The organism is Enterobacter sp. RHBSTW-00175 (assembly GCF_013927005.1).
Classification (GTDB): Bacteria; Pseudomonadota; Gammaproteobacteria; order Enterobacterales; family Enterobacteriaceae; genus Enterobacter.
Genome location: NZ_CP055930.1, coordinates 554,742 through 571,770, shown reverse-complemented (window position 1 = coordinate 571,770; position 17,029 = coordinate 554,742). Strand labels below are relative to the sequence as shown.

13 protein-coding genes are annotated in these 17,029 nt (G+C 54.4%); 5 read left to right on the top strand and 8 right to left on the bottom strand.

The window, feature by feature from the left end; translation table 11 throughout:
• Positions 1-47: 47 nt before the first annotated feature.
• The gene (gene ypfH / locus HV107_RS02680) at positions 48-743 is read left to right on the top strand and encodes an esterase (protein WP_182061974.1); all 696 of its coding nucleotides are present in this window, start codon (positions 48-50) and stop codon (positions 741-743) included.
• Between the two features lie 48 nt (positions 744-791).
• On the opposite strand, the gene HV107_RS02675 is transcribed toward ypfH, so the two are convergent.
• Genes HV107_RS02675 through HV107_RS02665 form a run of 3 tightly spaced genes read right to left on the bottom strand, consistent with a single transcriptional unit; the run spans position 792 to position 2,502 of the window.
• Positions 792-989 (bottom strand): YpfN family protein, encoded by a 198-nt coding sequence (locus HV107_RS02675; protein ID WP_059179411.1) that lies wholly within the window; start codon positions 987-989, stop codon positions 792-794.
• Between the two features lie 25 nt (positions 990-1,014).
• Positions 1,015-2,142 (bottom strand): succinyl-diaminopimelate desuccinylase, encoded by a 1,128-nt coding sequence (dapE, locus tag HV107_RS02670; protein WP_166716562.1) that lies wholly within the window; start codon positions 2,140-2,142, stop codon positions 1,015-1,017.
• A gap of 3 nt (positions 2,143-2,145) precedes the next feature.
• Entirely contained in the window at positions 2,146-2,502 is a 357-nt protein-coding gene (locus HV107_RS02665) for an ArsC family reductase (protein ID WP_182061973.1), read from the bottom strand.
• 385 nt (positions 2,503-2,887) lie between these two features.
• Here HV107_RS02665 and ypfM point away from each other — a divergent pair, with 385 nt between their 5' ends.
• The gene (gene ypfM / locus HV107_RS02660; RefSeq protein WP_015572204.1) at positions 2,888-2,947 is read left to right on the top strand and encodes a protein YpfM; all 60 of its coding nucleotides are present in this window, start codon (positions 2,888-2,890) and stop codon (positions 2,945-2,947) included.
• Positions 2,948-3,136: 189 nt separating this feature from the next.
• Here ypfM and acrD read toward each other — a convergent pair whose 3' ends face one another.
• Together acrD and narQ are read right to left on the bottom strand one after the other, a co-directional pair.
• A complete protein-coding gene (gene acrD, locus HV107_RS02655; RefSeq protein WP_182061972.1) occupies positions 3,137-6,250 on the bottom strand; it encodes a multidrug efflux RND transporter permease AcrD in 3,114 nt (1,037 codons plus the stop codon).
• A 201-nt stretch (positions 6,251-6,451) separates the two neighbouring features.
• Positions 6,452-8,146, bottom strand: coding sequence for a nitrate/nitrite two-component system sensor histidine kinase NarQ (gene narQ / locus HV107_RS02650; protein WP_182061971.1), 1,695 nt, complete (start codon positions 8,144-8,146; stop codon positions 6,452-6,454).
• A 194-nt stretch (positions 8,147-8,340) separates the two neighbouring features.
• Between narQ and aegA the strand changes: the two genes are divergently transcribed.
• The 3 genes from aegA (at position 8,341) to HV107_RS02635 (ending at position 12,128) form a co-directional block, all read left to right on the top strand.
• A complete protein-coding gene (gene aegA / locus HV107_RS02645) occupies positions 8,341-10,317 on the top strand; it encodes a formate-dependent uric acid utilization protein AegA (RefSeq protein WP_182061970.1) in 1,977 nt (658 codons plus the stop codon).
• Positions 10,318-10,384: 67 nt separating this feature from the next.
• Complete coding sequence (gene nudK / locus HV107_RS02640; RefSeq protein WP_182061969.1) at positions 10,385-10,975, top strand: GDP-mannose pyrophosphatase NudK; 591 nt, start codon at positions 10,385-10,387, stop codon at positions 10,973-10,975.
• A gap of 109 nt (positions 10,976-11,084) precedes the next feature.
• Positions 11,085-12,128 (top strand): DUF1176 domain-containing protein, encoded by a 1,044-nt coding sequence (locus HV107_RS02635; RefSeq protein ID WP_182061968.1) that lies wholly within the window; start codon positions 11,085-11,087, stop codon positions 12,126-12,128.
• Here HV107_RS02635 and ygjK read toward each other — a convergent pair.
• From ygjK to HV107_RS02620, 3 genes are read right to left on the bottom strand one after another with little or no spacing between them, the layout of a single operon-like run.
• Positions 12,125-14,476 (bottom strand): alpha-glucosidase, encoded by a 2,352-nt coding sequence (ygjK, locus tag HV107_RS02630; RefSeq protein ID WP_182061967.1) that lies wholly within the window; start codon positions 14,474-14,476, stop codon positions 12,125-12,127. The two genes, HV107_RS02635 and ygjK, sit on opposite strands and share 4 nt — an antisense overlap.
• 17 nt (positions 14,477-14,493) lie before the next feature.
• A complete protein-coding gene (gene ygjJ / locus HV107_RS02625) occupies positions 14,494-15,552 on the bottom strand; it encodes a protein YgjJ (RefSeq protein ID WP_182061966.1) in 1,059 nt (352 codons plus the stop codon).
• 38 nt (positions 15,553-15,590) lie between these two features.
• The gene (locus HV107_RS02620; RefSeq protein ID WP_182061965.1) at positions 15,591-17,027 is read right to left on the bottom strand and encodes an amino acid permease; all 1,437 of its coding nucleotides are present in this window, start codon (positions 17,025-17,027) and stop codon (positions 15,591-15,593) included.
• Positions 17,028-17,029 lie beyond the last annotated feature (2 nt).

Below are 17,029 nucleotides of genomic sequence, written 5' to 3'. Positions count from 1 at the left end.
TACCCCGGAGAGGCGTAGAATCCAGGTCATCAATTAAGGAGACCGCCATGAAACACGACCATTTTGTTGTTCAACGTCCTGACAAACCGGCTAAACAGTTACTGCTTCTGTTTCATGGTGTTGGTGATAATGCCGTCAATATGGGTCAGATTGGCAGCTGGTTCGCGCCGCTTTTCCCGGACGCGATGATTGTCAGTGTCGGTGGAGTAGAGCCGTGCGGCCCGAACGGACGGCAGTGGTTTTCCGTGCAGGGCGTGACCGAAGAGAATCGTCAGGCGCGTATTGATGCCATTATGCCAACCTTTATTGAAACGGTTCGCTACTGGCAGCAAGAGAGCGGTGTGGGCGCGGAGGCCACCGCGCTTATCGGTTTCTCCCAGGGCTCGATTATGTCCCTTGAAAGCGTCAAAGCGCAGCCCGGGCTGGTATCCCGCGTGATAGCCTTTAACGGCCGCTTTGCCACCTTACCGCAAAGTGCAACCACGCAGACCACCATCCACCTTATTCACGGTGGTGAAGACCGGGTGATTGAGCTTTCTCATGCGGTTGCCGCTCAGGAAGCCCTGATTCGCGGTGGTGGTGATGTGACGCTGGATATTGTTGATGATCTGGGACACGCCATCGACGATCGCAGTATGCAGTTTGCGCTTGACCATTTGCGCTATACCGTGCCGAAGCACTACTTCGATGAAGCGCTAAGCGGCGGTAAGCCGAATGACGATAATATTGTCGAGTTTATGTGATGAAATTCAGCCCTCTCCCCACAGGGAAGAGGGCTGAGATAGAGAGGATTACTTCTTCTGGTCTTTCTTCGGCCAGTTGTCGTCATCGTCCCATTTGTCGTTAAAATCACGGTGTGGCGGGAGTTCCGGCTTGTTGGCAAGGAACTTTTTATGGTCAACACGTTTCAGATCTTTAATGACGTTGAGCAACACGCCGACCAAAAAAACCAACACCAGAATCCACCAATATTTCGCCAGCCAATCCATTCGCTATTCCTTCTCAGAGCATTCGTCAGGCGACGAGTTGCTCCATGATACGTTGATACATGCGGGCCAACAGCTGCAAATCTGCCGCATTTACACATTCATTAATTTTATGAATGGTGGCATTCACCGGGCCCAGTTCTACAACCTGCGCACCCATACGAGCGATAAAGCGCCCGTCTGATGTTCCGCCGGTCGTCAACAGTTGTGGCTTTATTTCATTATAGTGCGCGATAGCATTCACCACCGCGTCCACCAGTTTCCCGCGCTGCGTCAGGAATGGCTGACCAGAAAGCCACCAGTCGACGGTGTAGCGCAGTGAATATTTTTCCAGCAGCGCCACAACGCGGGCTTTGATCATCTCGTCGGTCAACTCGGTGCTGAAACGGAAGTTGAACTGCACGTAAAAGTCACCCGGAATGACGTTGTTGCTGCCCGTGCCAGCCTGCACGTTGGCGATCTGCATACTGGTCGGCGGGAAGAATTCATTGCCTTTATCCCACTCAATCGCGACCAGCTCATTCAGCATCGGTGCGGCACGGTGAACAGGGTTATCTGCAAGGTGCGGATAGGCAACGTGCCCCTGTACGCCATGAATGGTCAGATTACAGGTCAGCGAGCCACGACGGCCATTTTTTACCACATCACCGACCACCTCGGTGCTGGATGGCTCACCCACCAGGCAGTAATCCAGGCGCTCGTTACGCGCCATCAGCGCTTCAACGACCTTCACGGTACCATTGTGCGCGCTGGCTTCTTCATCAGAGGTGATCAGAAACGCAAGGCGGTTTTTATGGTCTGGATGCTGGGCAACGAAGCGCTCTGCTGCAACGACCATTGCCGCCAGCGAGCCTTTCATGTCAGCCGCGCCACGGCCAAACAACATTCCGTCGCGGATAGTGGGTTCGAACGGTGGGTTGATCCAGCGGTCTGCATCCCCGGCGGGAACCACATCGGTATGCCCGGCAAAGGCCAGCGTTTCACCCTGGCCACGCCAGGCCCAGAAGTTCTGTGTATCGCCAAAATCCATACGTTCGACGGTAAAACCGATCGCACGCAGGCGCTCAATCATTAATGCCTGACAACCTGCGTCGTCCGGGCTGAGGGAGGGACGGCGAATAAGCTGCTGAGTCAGCTCAATGACCGGGCATGACATAGACTACACCTCAACGAAAAAAGTCTGATAAAGAGAATCACTAAAGCCCAGCAGCATAGGCTGACCGGGCGCGCAGAGCAATGGGCGTTTGATAATTGCTGGCATTTCCAGCATCAGTTTAGCTGCGCTGGTCGCGTCGTTGATACTGGCGCGAAGCGATTCGTCCAGTTTTCTCCAGGTGGTGCCCCGGGTATTCAGCAGCGCTTCCCAGCCCAGTTCAGCGATAGCAGTATGCAGAAATTCTGCATCAAGACCGTCGGCACGGTAATCATGAAAACGATACTCCACACCGTGCGTTTCCAGCCAGCGACGCGCTTTTTTGATGGTGTCGCAATTTTTAATGCCATACATCACAACCATGTTGAATCCTTTTGTTCTTATGATGGTTAAACATTCAATTATTTCGAAGATATATCCTTAAATGGAATATAACACATTCAGGGAATCGCTGATTTACAATTCTTCTTAATTCAACGCACACCTGTAAGCTGAATATTCTTTCATCTTTTAAGCATAGATGTCCATATTGTTTAAATTCCTAATAAAGTCAGTGTTTAATTTAAATCTCATTCGCCCGCATGGTTATTTCAAAATATTGCTATTGGTCACATAAAATTTAAGATTCTGCGCCCATATTTAGTTTAAATCCCGATGAGAAGCGGGCCTAATCACAGTAATTGGTTAAAATGTCTTCACAGTGATGATGGGTTTACGTAGAATGCGCATAATAATAAGAGAGGTCGTTATGATTGAACGTGAACTGGGGAACTGGAAAGATTTTATCGAAGGTATGCTTCGTAAATGACTTTCAGTAGAAATTGCAAGAGCACTAAAATAACTAGAATAACCATAGTGTGAAGTAATCACACAATAAAAAGGCGGCCTTAAGAGCCGCCTTTTTTATACCCGTTATACGCCAGATTGCCCGGGCGATGGCCTGGCCTGCACACCCCCCGTCATGCAACCCGAATTATTTCGGGTATATTTCAGTGCGTTATTCAGGACGCTCCTTCAGCGGGAAGCGCCGACGCACCAGCACAAAGAACAACGGAACAAAATAGATGGCCAGAATGGTGGCTGAAATCATACCCCCCATTACGCCTGTACCAACCGCATGTTGGCTACTTGAACCTGCACCTGAGCTGGTCGCCATAGGCAAGACGCCGAACACAAAGGCCAGTGACGTCATCAGGATCGGGCGTAAACGCTGACGGCAGGCGTGCAGCGTGGCCGACATCAGATCGTGACCTTTCGCATTCATCTCGTTGGCAAACTCAACAATCAGAATGGCGTTTTTTGCTGACAAGCCAATTACGGTGAGCAACCCGACCTGGAAGTAAACATCGTTTTCCAGCCCGCGCATCCAGGTCGCCAGCAGCGCGCCGATCACGCCAAGCGGCACAACCAGCATGACGGAGAACGGCACAGACCAGCTTTCATAAAGCGCAGCAAGGCAAAGGAAGACCACCAGCAGTGAGAGGGCATAAAGGGCAGGAGCCTGGGCACCAGAGAGCCGTTCCTGGTAAGACATTGCCGTCCATTCGAGGCCAAATCCGTTCGGCAACTGCTGCACCAGTTTTTCCATAGTGTCCATCGCGGTCCCTGTACTGATGCCCGGCGCGGCTTCACCGACGATTTCTACCGCAGAATAGCCATCGTAACGCTCCAGACGTGGAGAGCCACTTTCCCAGTGCGAGCTGGAGAACGCAGAGAAGGGCACCATGCTGCCCGCATTGTTACGCACAAACCAGCGGTTGATATCATCCGGCAGCATTCGGAACTGTGCATCGGACTGGACGTAAACCTTTTTCACACGCCCCCGGTCCATAAAGTCATTCACATAGCTGGAGCCCCACGCCGTTTGCAACGTGTCGTTAATATCATCGATAGAAACGCCCAACGCCTGCGCCTTACGCTGGTCAATATCGACCTGTAGCTGTGGGCTGTCATCAAGGCCGTTATGACGAACACGGGTCAGAGTGGCGTCTTTGCTTGCCAGGTCAAGCAGCTGGTCGCGCGCCGCCATTAAGGCCGTGTGTCCGGCACCGGCATGGTCCTGAAGCTCCATATCAAAACCGGCGGAGCTACCCAGCCCGCTGATGGCTGGCGGACTGCTGGCAAAGACGCGCGCTTCCTTAATTTTGTTAAACGCTTTGGTGGCGCGTTCGATAATGGCAAACGAGGTGCCCGTTTTCGTGTCGCGCTCATCCCAGTCTTTCAGGCGCACGAACATGCGCGCCACGTTTTGACCGTTGCCGCCAGGCCCGGAACCGACGGTTGAAAACACCGACACCACGTTGTCTTTCTCTTTGGTGAAGAAGTAGTGCTCAACTTTCTCGACCACTTTCAGCGTCTGCTGTTGCGTTGCCCCGCTGGGCAACTGCACGGATGTGGTGAACATACCGCGGTCTTCCATCGGCAGGAATGACGTAGGCAGATGCAGGAACAGCCAGACCATTCCGCCCAGCAGCACAACGTAAATCATCATCCAGCGCAGGCTTCGGTGCAGCACCCGGCCAACGCCCGCTTCATAACGCGCCGCGTTACGATTAAACATGCGGTTAAACCAGCCGAAGAAACCTTTCTGGCCGTGCTGTTCACCCTTATGCAGCGGTTTAAGGATCGTGGAACATAAGGCCGGGGTGAGGATCATCGCCACCAGCACCGAAAGCACCATTGCCGACACTATGGTGATGGAGAACTGGCGATAAATCGCGCCGGTTGTGCCGCCAAAGAACGCCATCGGAATGAATACCGCCGAGAGCACCATCGCGATACCCACCAGCGCGCCCTGAATTTGTCCCATCGATTTACGCGTTGCGTCACGCGGCGATAGCCCTTCCTCGCTCATGATTCGCTCGACGTTTTCGACCACCACTATGGCATCATCCACCAGCAGGCCTATCGCCAGCACCATCGCAAACATGGTCAGGGTGTTGATACTGTAGCCAAACGTGTAAAGCACCGCGAAAGTGCCCAGCAGCACCACCGGCACCGCAATGGTCGGGATAAGCGTGGCGCGGAAGTTTTGCAGGAACAGATACATCACCAGGAACACCAGCGCGATTGCTTCGAGCAGGGTTTTCACCACGTCCTCAATTGAGGCCTTCACGAAGGAGGTGGTTTCGTAGGCGACTTTGTACTCCAGCCCGTGCGGGAAATATTGCGAAAGCTCGTCCAGACGATCCAACACCAGCTTCGCGGTGGCCATTTCGTTCGCCCCGGACGCCAGTTTAATCCCCAGACCGGACGCCTGATTGCCGTTAAAGCGGCTCAGGTAGTCATACTTTTCCGCCCCCATTTCTACCGTGGCGACATCCCCCAGGCGTACTTCAGAGCCGTCCTGATTCACCCGCAGCGTAATATTGCGGAACTGGTCAGGCGTTTGCAGCAGCGACTGCGAGTTAATGGTGGCGTTCAGCGCCTGCTTATCAACGGAAGGGGTACCGCCCAGTTGCCCGACGGCGATTTGGGCATTCTGGGATTTGATGGCGTCAGTCACGTCTGTCGCGGTCATCTGGACGCTGTTCAGCTTGTTGGGATCCAGCCAGATGCGCATGGAATATTGCGAGCCGTAGGCATCGATATCGCCGACACCGTTGATACGGCTGATAGGATCCTGAATATTACTGGCAACGTAATCTGCAATATCCTGCTTATCCATTGAACCATCGGTGGACACAAACGCAATGGTCAGAATGTTGGTATCACCGGTTTTACGTACCGTGACGCCCTGGTTCTGGACCGCCTGAGGCAACTTACGCATGGCCGATTGCAGCTGGTTTTGTACCTGCTGTACAGCTTCATCCGGGTCAGTACCGGCGGTAAAACTCAGGGTGACCGTCGCCTGCCCGGTGGCGCTACTTTGCGAGGACATGTACATCAGGTTATCGAGCCCGGTCATGTTCTGCTCGACGACCTGCGTTACCGTATTTTCCAGCGTCTGTGCCGACGCACCAGGGTAGTTTGCCGTGATACGTACGTTTGGCGGTGCCAGGTCGGGATATTGCTCAACAGGAAGTGAAGTAATAGCCAGGACGCCAGTCAGACACAAAATAATTGCTAGCACCCAGGCAAAAATGGGGCGATCGATAAAGAAATTCGCCATGAAAATGTGACCTCTTTTTGCAGCACGTCATTATTGTATATTGCCCGCATCACTCTAGCGGTAAGGCGAGGGCCAAACGTGGAGAAATAAAGGAGATATTGTAAATTATCATGCCCTTTTACAGCGTTCCTCCCCGCAGGCGTAACGGGAAGTATCACGCATGGCAGTGGCGTGAGGGTGACATTAGTCGTTAATTTACCGTTATTTACCCGCCAGGCTCATCGGCGTTCTGAATGTTACGCTGACCTGGGTTCCGCCATTCGGCGGCTGAGAAAAGTGCAGAGTGCCGCCCAGCCTGCCTGCGCGCTCGCGCATAATGTTCAGCCCGTAGTGTCCTGGCGGCTCGCTTGCCTCGCCAATACCAATCCCGTTATCGCGAATATTCACGCTGTGCGTTCCGTCAGTGGCGGTAATACAGCTGACGGTTATCTCACTCGCCTGGGCATGTTTAATGGCATTCAGTACTGCCTCACGGACTATCTGTAACAGGTGCACCTGCTTTTGCGCATCCAGCGCCAGCGAAGAAAGACGGCAGTCGAGGATCAGTCTGGCCTGCGTCTGGCTTTGTAAGCTATCCAGCGACTCCTGTAACGCCCCCGGCAGGTTGGCGTGGTTAAGCGTCAGGCGGAAGGTGGTAAGCAGCTCGCGCAGCTGATGCCACGCATTGTTAAGCTCGCGGGAAAAGTCAGTAATAATGGTTTGCGCCGCAGCGTTCTCTTCCGGCACGGCATGTTTGAGCAACGTAAGCTGGATACGTAAATACGAGAGCACCTGCGCCAGCGAATCGTGCAGCTCGCGAGCGATGGTGGCGCGCTCCTCCATTAACAGCAGCTGTTGATAATGTTTTTGTGCCTGGTTGAAGTAAAGCCCGCGACCCAGCATCGTGGCCACGCTTTTCATTAGCGGAACCGGAACCGTCCCCGTTTCACTTTGCCAGCGCAGCTCGCCGTAAAGCGTGTCCTGCATCAGTACCGGTAGGTTTTGCATCTTCAGTGCGTCCTGCTCACTGCCTTCGCAAAGCTGCCAGTCGTCGCTGGTGCGCAGCTCCAGATAACTCATCTGCGTGTACTCATGCACAATCTGCAAAATATGGCGGAAGCAGTGGCTGTCTATCTGTCCGGTATTCAGCGCCTGCGAGCACTTGAATAACATGTCGAGCTGCTGATGGGCTTCGTTCAGATGTTGGGTTTTTTCCGCAACGGAGTGTTCCAGAGAACGATACAGCGAGTGCAGCTCTGCCGACATATGGTTGAACGCGCGGGATAATTGGCCCAGTTCATTAGGCAGGTGGGTATTTGGGACCGGGGTACTAAAATCGCCCTGTTCAATACGTTCACTCGCCTCAACCAGATGGTTCAGCGGTGCCACAACCTGACGGCGGATGCCCCGCAAGGTAATGAGGGCGAGCAGTAAAATACCCAGCCCACCGGCGAGCGAAATCAGGATAACCAGCTGGATCTTGTGTTCCGTATAGTGCTGAAGCGCCAGCACAAAGGCGTCGATACGGCCGACAAAGTCCTGAATATGCGTCTGGTACCAGGCGATGTCCCCTTTTGCTATCTGCCTGTCCATCTCTTGCCAGGCAAGGTGCAGCTGTTGGTAGCGCTGTTTAACGTTGTCCGGCACATACCAGCGGTCGAGCTTTTGCAGCGCGGGTGCGCTCAGGGTTTGCTGCCAGGTCTGGCGGTGTTTTTGCAGCTCCGGGCTTGCCCGCTGCATCTCGTAGCCCAGGCGATAGCTCTGCATTCGCAGGGAGCCTGCAATGTTAATGGCCTCAGCGTCACGCTGGCTGCTGGCGAGCGTCAGCAGCGCGATAGCGCTGGTGAAAACGGACAACAACACTATCGAAAAAAAAGCCCGAGCCAGGCTTCTGGAAACAGGTCGTTTAACGGTCACAAAACAGCTTCCTGAAAATAAAGGTAATCAGATGAAACGCAATTTCATCCCGAATGAAATAAATTGATCTGCCACAGGTTCACTGTAAATAGTTTGGCTTCCTGGGCATTTGAACATTGCCTGATAACACCGCACTCGGTAAATACAATATTCATATAAAGAATAAGGTTATTGAAGCCAAAACAGGTGTAGTTATGAATCGTTTTATTATGGCCAACAGTCAGCAATGTATCGGATGTCGTGCTTGCGAAGTCGCCTGTGTCATGGCGCACAACGACGAGCAACATGTCCTGAGCGAGCGCCATTTTCATCCCCGCATTACGGTACTCCGGTCGGGTGCCAGAAAAAGCCCCGTCACCTGCCATCATTGCGAGAATGCGCCCTGTGCGCAGAGCTGCCCTAACGGCGCTATCAGCAAAAACAATGACAGCGTACAGGTGAATCAACAAAAATGCATTGGTTGCAAAGCCTGCGTGGTGGCCTGCCCGTTTGGCACGATGGAAATCATCGTTACGCCGCTGAACAACGGTAGCGTGAAGGCCACGGCCCACAAGTGCGATCTCTGTGTGCAGCGCCCGCAAGGCCCGGCCTGCATCGAAAACTGCCCGGCGGAAGTCCTGACGCTCGCCACGCCCGGGGTACTGGATAATCTGGCGAAATCACGCCGCCAGCGCACCGCAAGGCTTGAAGCGCAGCCCTGGCATAGCGAGGCGGCACCGCGCCAAACGCCACCAACAAAATTGCAGCAGATGCAGGCGCTGGTACCCCGCGGTGAGCCGGACAAGCTTAGCCCTGAAGCCCGCGGCTGCAATTTTAACGAGATCTACCTGCCATTCCGGGCAGAGCAGGCGCATCGCGAGGCATCACGCTGCCTGAAATGCGGCGAACACAGCATCTGCGAATGGACATGCCCGCTGCATAACCACATCCCTCAGTGGATTGAGCGCGTGAAAGAGGGGGACATCGCCGGTGCGGTGGCGCTCTCTCATCAGACCAACTGTTTACCTGAAATTACCGGCCGCGTCTGCCCGCAGGACCGATTATGTGAAGGTGCCTGCACGGTGCGGGATGAATCTGGTGCAGTGACGATTGGCAATATCGAACGTTATATTTCCGATCAGGCGCTGGCCATGGGCTGGACACCAGATATGACTGGGGTCGTCCCGGTAGATAAACGCATCGCCATTATTGGCGCTGGCCCGGCCGGGCTTGCCTGCGCAGATGTGCTGGTGCGCCACGGGGTGAACGTCACCGTGTATGACCGACACCCGGAAATCGGCGGGCTGCTAACCTTTGGTATCCCGGCCTTCAAGCTGGACAAATCACTGCTGGCACGCCGCCGGGAGATATTTACCGCCATGGGGATCCACTTCGAGCTGAACTGCGAGGTGGGCAAAGACGTGTCGATGTCTCAGTTGCTGACTGACTACGATGCCCTGTTTATCGGCGTGGGCACCTATCGTTCGATGAAAGCGGGTATTCCTCATGAGGATGCACCTGGTGTGTACGATGCCCTGCCGTTTTTAGTGGCCAACACGCGTCAGGTGATGGGGCTTGAGCCGACAACTGCCGAGCCGTACATCAACACGCAGGGGCTGAACGTGGTGGTGCTTGGCGGGGGCGATACGGCGATGGACTGCGTGCGTACTGCATTACGTCATGGTGCGGCGAAAGTGACCTGCGCCTACCGCCGTGATGAGGCCAATATGCCTGGCTCGAAAAAAGAGGTGAAAAATGCGAAGGAAGAGGGCGCCGGGTTTGAATTTAACGTGCAGCCGGTTGAGCTGACGCTGGCGAAAAACGGACAGGTGAACGGGATCAGAATGCTGCGCACTGAACTGGGCGAGCCTGACGCTCAGGGGCGGCGTCGGCCAGTTGCGGTTGCGGGCAGTGAGTTCGTGATGCCTGCGGATGCGGTCATCATGGCGTTTGGTTTTAACCCGCACGCGATGCCGTGGTTGCAGGCCCACGGCGTCAACACCGACGACTGGGGGCGCATTGTGGCTTCTGTTGACAGTCCTTATCGCTACCAGACAACCAACCCGCAAATTTTCGCCGGTGGCGATGCGGTGCGCGGTGCGGATTTGGTGGTCACCGCGATGGCGGAAGGGCGTCATGCGGCGCAAGGGATGATGGACTGGCTTGGGGTTCGCGCACCCAAAACGCACTAAATCAGGCGGGCGACAAAGCGGGTTTCGCGGCGTAGTATAAGTACATTCATTGCGCCGTGGAGCCCGTATGACCCTGAAAATAGACGTTATCAAAGACAAAATTCTTTCTGAAAATTACTTTGTCCTGCGTAACATTACTTATGATTTAACACGTAAAAACGGTGAGGTGATCCGTCACAAGCGTGAGGTCTACGATCGCGGTAACGGTGCGACCATCCTGCTGTATAACCGTGAAAAACAGAGCGTGGTGTTAATTCGCCAGTTCCGGGTTGCGACATGGGTAAACGGCAATCCGGACGGACGACTCATCGAAACCTGCGCGGGTCTGCTTGATGACGACGAACCAGAAGTCTGTATCCGCAAAGAAGCCATCGAAGAGACGGGCTTTGAAGTGGGCAAGGTGAAAAAAGTCTTTGAGTTATTTATGTCGCCAGGCGGCGTAACGGAATTAGTGCACTTCTTTATTGCGGAATATAGCGATGCACAGCGCACTCACCGGGGCGGCGGCGTGGATGACGAAGATATTGAAGTGCTGGAAATCCCTTTTTCTCAGGCATTAGCAATGCTGCGTTCAGGGGAGATCAAGGACGGTAAAGCGGTGATCTTATTGCAGTATTTGCAAACAACCGGGTTAATGAACGGTTCTTTCGAACGGTAGTCTGATGACTTTCGGATAAATCTATCCGATAAATCCGATTGAGCCCGCCTGGTTGTAACACGAAGATACTGCCCAGATTTACGTTTTTGTTTCCGGGATTGTGCCATCCATGCGCTATTGCGTTTTTATTCTCTCGTTATGTTGCGTGCTACGTGCGCCTCTGGTGTGGGCTGCGCCTGCACAGCAGTCTTTCTCTGACTGGCAGGTAACCTGTAACAACCAAAACTTTTGCGTTGCACGCAATACCGGTGAACATCATGGGCTGGTGATGACGCTCAGCCGCAGTGCCGGTGCGAAAACAGACGCCACGCTGCGTATCGACCTGGGAGGGCTTGATTCCCCGTCGGTTAAAGAGCCTGACATCGCGCCGCGCCTTCTGCTGGATAACGCCCCGTTAAAGCTGGATCCACTGCACTGGCAGGTCACTGCGTGGCATTTAATGACGGATGACGCCACGACCATTACCGCCTTTTTGAAAAGCATTCAGGAAGGCAAAGCGCTGACCCTGAAAGGGGGAAGACAGATTATCTCCCTGGACGGGCTGAAGGCCGCTTTGCTGTTTATTGATGCCCAGCAAAAGCGCGTGGGCAGCGAAACCGCGTGGATTAAAAAAGGTGGCGAGCCGCCGTTGAGCGTGCCGCCTGCACCTGCCCTGAAAGAGGTGGCGGTCGTGAACCCCACGCCGACGCCGCTTTCCCATGATGAACTCAACGATCTGCTGGATTACGGCAGCTGGCGGATGAACAACAGCCAGTGCTCTCTTGATCCTAATCGCCGGGAAGTGCGGGTAACGGCATTAACCGACGACAAGGCGCTGTTGATGATCAGCTGTGAAGCTGGAGCCTACAACACCGTCGACCTGGCATGGCTGGTGTCACGTAAAAAGCCCTTTGCCGCCAGAAGCGTCAGGCTGCGACTGCCGTTTACGCCGTCGAGCGACAGCAGTGAAATGGAGCTGATGAATGCCAGCTTTGATGAGAAAACCCGGGAGCTGAGCACGCTGTCGTTAGGGCGGGGGATTGCGGATTGCGGCATTCAGACCCGCTGGCGTTTTGACGGCCAGCATTTTCGCCTGGTGCGGTATGCAGAAGAGCCAAGCTGCGATAACTGGCATGGGCCAGATGCCTGGCCCACGCTGTGGATCACGCGTTAATCTTTACGGAAAAAGTCGTTATACAGCATGTACAGATGCGCCGCGCTCCACGAGAAGTTAGGTGCGCCTTGCTGTGCCCCTGTCAGTGGATTGTAGTTTTCCTGAATCGGGCCGTCTGACGTGAGCCCTTTCGCATGAGTAAAGAACGCCTGCGCCAGATGCTGCGCCTGCTGGCGATAACCGTAGCGCTCCATCCCTTTTAAACCAAACCAGAACTGATCTACCCAGACGCGGCCACGCCAGTAAATATCCGGGCCGAATGCCGGGTTTGTCAGTGCGGCAGTCCCGAGCGGCACATAAGTATTGAACTCCTTCTCATCCAGCATCACTTTCACTACGGCATCAGCATGTTGCTGCGTTGCCGCGCCGTTAAACAGCGGTGACCAGCCTTCCGGCCCTTTACCACGCTCGACGATAGGTTTCCCCGCGCAGCCGTTTGCCAACGGTTTGTCTTCAATACGAATGTCATAGTAAAAGCCGCTGGCGGCGTCGAACATGCAGGTATTGATATAGTTCGCGAGCTTATCTGCCAGCTGGCGATAGTGAGTTGCGTCCTGGGTTTTGCCAAGTACGGTCGCCATTTGCGCCAGATAGTGATTGTCGCTGTACATATAGCTCGCTTGATCGACCGACTCCTGCAACAGGGAATAGCCCAGCAGTGTCCCTTCTTTACTGCGGTTCTCTGCGAATTTCACCGTCCAGTCGCTGCGTTTCCCGCCGTTTTTCACGTACGCATCCAGCTGTTCTTTATCAATAAAGCCGAACACGGCGGCGTCATCGCGTCCTGATTCCCAGGACGCAGCCACTTGCGCCGGAATTTCAAGGCTGTCGTAATGCCCGTTGTTGACCACGTTTTCGTACTTATCGAGGCCTGAAAGCGACTCTTCTTTCTGGCCTTTTTTGACCATAAACAGTATCTCGCCGCCGGGCGTGTTATGGGCTTTGTCCCTGGTTGCGCCATATTCCGGCACACCGTTGCCGTTATGATCACGGTTACGCAGCCACCAGTCATGATACGCCGTCAGTTTTGGGTACATCTCGGCAAGCCAGGTTTTGTCGTGAGTGACGTTGTAAACCTCCATCACTGACCATGCCGCCAGGCTCGGTTTGGTGTTGCGTTCGTTCCAGTTACCGCCATCGCCGCCGCGTTCCGGGCTCAGGTTCCAGGCAATAAGGTCGGGCACAAAACCGGCGTCCTGCGGGCGTACCGGATCGTCGGGTTTGATTTGCCAGGAGAAGACCGCACGGATGTTCTCTTTGGCAATGTCTGGGTTGAAGTGCGACATGGCAAAGGCCTGCTTCCAGGTATCCCACGGCCAGGTCTGGTTGCCAGAAAACCAGCGCCCGGTCACGGACGGCGTAACCGTGTTGTAGCGCACTGCACCGCCCGGTGAGCGCCAGTTGCCGTTGAGGGTTTCAATAGCTTTTACCGCCACACGAGTCTGCTCCAGCGTGGCGTTCGGATTGCTTAATCCTTTGCGCAGATACTCTTCCCAGCGCGTTTTTGAGGCGCTCATAAAGACGGCGGGGCGCGCCAGAATATCGCGGATTTGCGGCTGTTCACGTTTCACTTCGTCGGCATTCAGCAGATGGGAATAGGTGGTGTAGAGCGTGGTGCTGCCGGAAATGTGTGCCTTGCTGATAAAGCGGTGGCCATCCACGCTGGTCTGTGTGGCTATCGATTTATGGATCTGATATTCCGAACTGCCGGAGGTCAGCAGATCCCAGGTTGAACGCACCTTGCCGAAGGTGACTTTCAGCCCATCGCGGGTCGGGACAATCTGGCGCTGATAATCCGGGAACGCACCGTCGATGGTTTTATCTGAGAGCGGCTTGCCACTTTTGGCTTCCAGTTTTTCCAGCAGTTCGCCGTCCCACACCAGGTCGAGTGGGGTGCTGCTGGTAATTCGGGTTTCCAGCAGCGAGGTACGCGAAGAGGCGAAGCGCAGCGTCATCTCAATCTGCACGTCTTTGGCGGTGAGCTTTTGCACCAGCGCGCCGGGGAGACTGTAAGCCTCAAGCGTAAAGTCCACTTTCTTGCCGTTTTGCCAGACGGTCAGGCGGTCAAAATTGGTCGCCATAAAATTGATGTACTCTTCGGTGAGCAGCGCGACGCCGGGAAATCCCCCCTGGGTCTGCGGCCCGTCCGGCAACAGATGACCATGCCAGGCACCCAAATCGAAAAAGGGGTTAAAACGCTGGTGGTCGTCATCATCGAAATCGTGCATGTATGCCGGCGCGCCGGTACGGTTTATGACATTTTTAAACGCGTCAGCCGTGGCGGCGTGAGCGGAGAAACTCAACGCGAGCACGCAGGCAAGCGGGGTCAGACAGGTCGATATTTTCATTGGCGGTGGTTCTCTTTTTACCAGTAGAAATATTGCATCAGGAAGACCCGGTCACTCGGATCGCCTGAGGCATTTTTCATATAGAAGCGGCTATCGGCAGCGGTGGCGAAGCGCCCGCCGCCGTATTCGTACCAGATACCAAACTGCATAAACGACGTAGTTTCGTCGGCCGCGTTGTCCGGGCGATGCCGGGCGTAGCTGTAGGCAGTGGAGAGATAGACACCCTTAAGCGCCTCTACCATGGCGCTGACCATGTACCCCGATTCCGTACCGGAGGTGTCCTTGCCGCTGGCGCGCCCGGTATGGTGCCAGGCGCGAGCGGCCAGGTTCGGGGACAAAATGCCGGTCAGCAAGAGCTGGCCGGTGCCATCGGTAAGTTCCAGTCCGTTCATCCAGGTGACGTCTTTAACGATGTCATACTGGATATAGCCGTTCGCCATTGCCGGGTAGGTGTACTTATCGTCATAGCGATCGTATTTGCCAAAATGCAGCCAGGCCTTGCTTTCGTCATGGTGCCCCGCAGGCGTGGCGGTCACGCTGTAGCGCAGGTTACCCGAACGATTCTGCACCTTGAGGGCGTACATGATGTCGCGCGTATTGGGGATCACATACCCCATGTCCGGCGTGAAGTCGCCCCACCATTGCAGGTCATCAAGCGAGGAGTCCTGCCGCACGCTGAGCATGATTTCGGTGTCGTTATCGGTTTTATAACCGCCGTATAAACGGTTAAGCCCGCCTTCAAAACCGCCCCAGCTGTGATCGGGGACCCAGGCATTGCCCTGGCTGTCGGCCTGCACCGTCCAGCCTTCGCCGTAAATCAGCCCAAACCAATTGCCCTGTTTTATTTCCAGACCGCCCTCAATATAGGTCCCGTCGCTGTATTTGTGTTTTTCCTTGCCTTCCAGATCCATATATCCGCCGACACCCAGTTCGCCATAAAAACGGTATGACGGAGAACTTATCTGCGGTGTTTTCGTGTCATCGTGCTCTGCCGGTCGCGCGTCCTCTGCGGCAAATGACGGGCAGCAGAAAGAGAGGGCAGCGAGTGCCCCAGCATAATTTGCTTTAATTTTCATAAACTCATCCCAAAGAAATAAAATCCCTGCCTGCTGTATCAGGTAATATTTGAGGCGGGTGATGCTTCAACTTCTTGTTGTTCTTTTGATAAACCCTTTACGTATTTACTGTATTTCCACCAGGCAAAGCCGAGGAATAAAACAATACCGCCGACGTTATAGAAAATAATGGTCAGAATATTGCCGCCGGTCGGGAAGGTTGAGGCAACAAAGCCGATGGCGAAAATAACAATCAGCATCGACACCACCACCATGCCCGTGGTACGTGACCCCATTTTGAAATCGCGCGGCAGATGATCGAGCTTACGCCGCAGGTTCAGGTACGCCAGCATGATGAACAGCGGTGGCAGCATAGAGGCTGCGGCGGTCATATTAATGACGGTGTTCATCAGCTCCTGCGCGGTATTCGAGCCCATAGTCGGGATAATCATCAGCGGGATGACAATCAGAAACTGTATCCAGGCCGCGCGAGCCGGTACGCCGTTCTGGTTCAGGGCCACGGTTTTCGGGCCAAAAATCCCGGTTGGAATTTCAGAGAAGAAGATTTTTACCGGCGTGGCAGTCCACATCAGCAGCGAGCCAAACATCGCCGTAAAGGAGACCAGGCCCACAAAACGGTTCATCAGCACTTCAGGCAGACCAAACCAGACCGCCAGGCCGTGAAATACCTGCACTGAACCACCGGTAAATTTCAGCTCCTTGCTGCTGATAAAGACGTTAATCAGCACAGAAGTGATGGAGTACAGAACGCCGATAAAGATCCCCGCCAGGATGATGACCTTAACGAAAGATTTTGAGCCGCCCTTCACGTCGTTAACGTATACCGCAACGGACTCAGCGCCCCCGGCGGCCATAAAGATCCAGGTGGTAATGCCGAGGAATGCCCAGTTGAAATGGGGAATCATCGCATCGACGGTAATCGGATCGGCAGGCTGCACGCCGCCCATCAGCGCCGCGCCGGCCAGCAGGATATAGGAGAGCGTCAGCAACAACATCAGCGTGGAGGTCACTGAGGTAATAGGCCCCAGCATTTTCGCCCCGTTAGTGGATACCCAGGTTGAGAAGGCGAAGAGCACCATGCTCAGTACCGTGGTGGCAAACGGCGTAAGAATGTACTCATAGCCCAGAAAGGCGTAAGAGGCGTAAGCGATAACGCGCGGTAATAATGAGGTGAAAAAGAACAGGTTAACAAACCAGTAGGTGTAGGCGGTGATAAATGCCCAGCGTCCGCCAAGCGAACTTTTCACCCAGGCATACACCCCGGCTTCGGAGTTTTTATTCAGCGACACAAACTCCGCGATGATTAAACAAAACGGAATGAAGTAGAACAGCGTGGCTAAAAAGAACATCGGAGCCGAGGTGAGCCCCAGTTCGATATTATTGTTGATAACGTTGTTAAAACTAAAAACGGCGGCAAACGTCAGCGACAGCAGGCCGAATTTGCCGATGGTATTGCGCTTGGTTGTTTCAGACATAA

What these genes read in the sequence shown, in the direction of transcription:
- HV107_RS02635 (WP_182061968.1), top strand. Translation starts at nt 11,085, where the DNA reads ATGCGCTATTGCGTTTTTATTCTCTCGTTATGTTGCGTGCTACGTGCG.
- ygjK (WP_182061967.1), bottom strand. Translation starts at nt 14,476, where the DNA reads ATGAAAATATCGACCTGTCTGACCCCGCTTGCCTGCGTGCTCGCGTTG.
- HV107_RS02665 (WP_182061973.1), bottom strand. Translation starts at nt 2,502, where the DNA reads ATGGTTGTGATGTATGGCATTAAAAATTGCGACACCATCAAAAAAGCG.
- dapE (WP_166716562.1), bottom strand. Translation starts at nt 2,142, where the DNA reads ATGTCATGCCCGGTCATTGAGCTGACTCAGCAGCTTATTCGCCGTCCC.
- ygjJ (WP_182061966.1), bottom strand. Translation starts at nt 15,552, where the DNA reads ATGAAAATTAAAGCAAATTATGCTGGGGCACTCGCTGCCCTCTCTTTC.
- aegA (WP_182061970.1), top strand. Translation starts at nt 8,341, where the DNA reads ATGAATCGTTTTATTATGGCCAACAGTCAGCAATGTATCGGATGTCGT.
- HV107_RS02675 (WP_059179411.1), bottom strand. Translation starts at nt 989, where the DNA reads ATGGATTGGCTGGCGAAATATTGGTGGATTCTGGTGTTGGTTTTTTTG.
- HV107_RS02620 (WP_182061965.1), bottom strand. Translation starts at nt 17,027, where the DNA reads ATGTCTGAAACAACCAAGCGCAATACCATCGGCAAATTCGGCCTGCTG.
- nudK (WP_182061969.1), top strand. Translation starts at nt 10,385, where the DNA reads ATGACCCTGAAAATAGACGTTATCAAAGACAAAATTCTTTCTGAAAAT.
- acrD (WP_182061972.1), bottom strand. Translation starts at nt 6,250, where the DNA reads ATGGCGAATTTCTTTATCGATCGCCCCATTTTTGCCTGGGTGCTAGCA.
- ypfH (WP_182061974.1), top strand. Translation starts at nt 48, where the DNA reads ATGAAACACGACCATTTTGTTGTTCAACGTCCTGACAAACCGGCTAAA.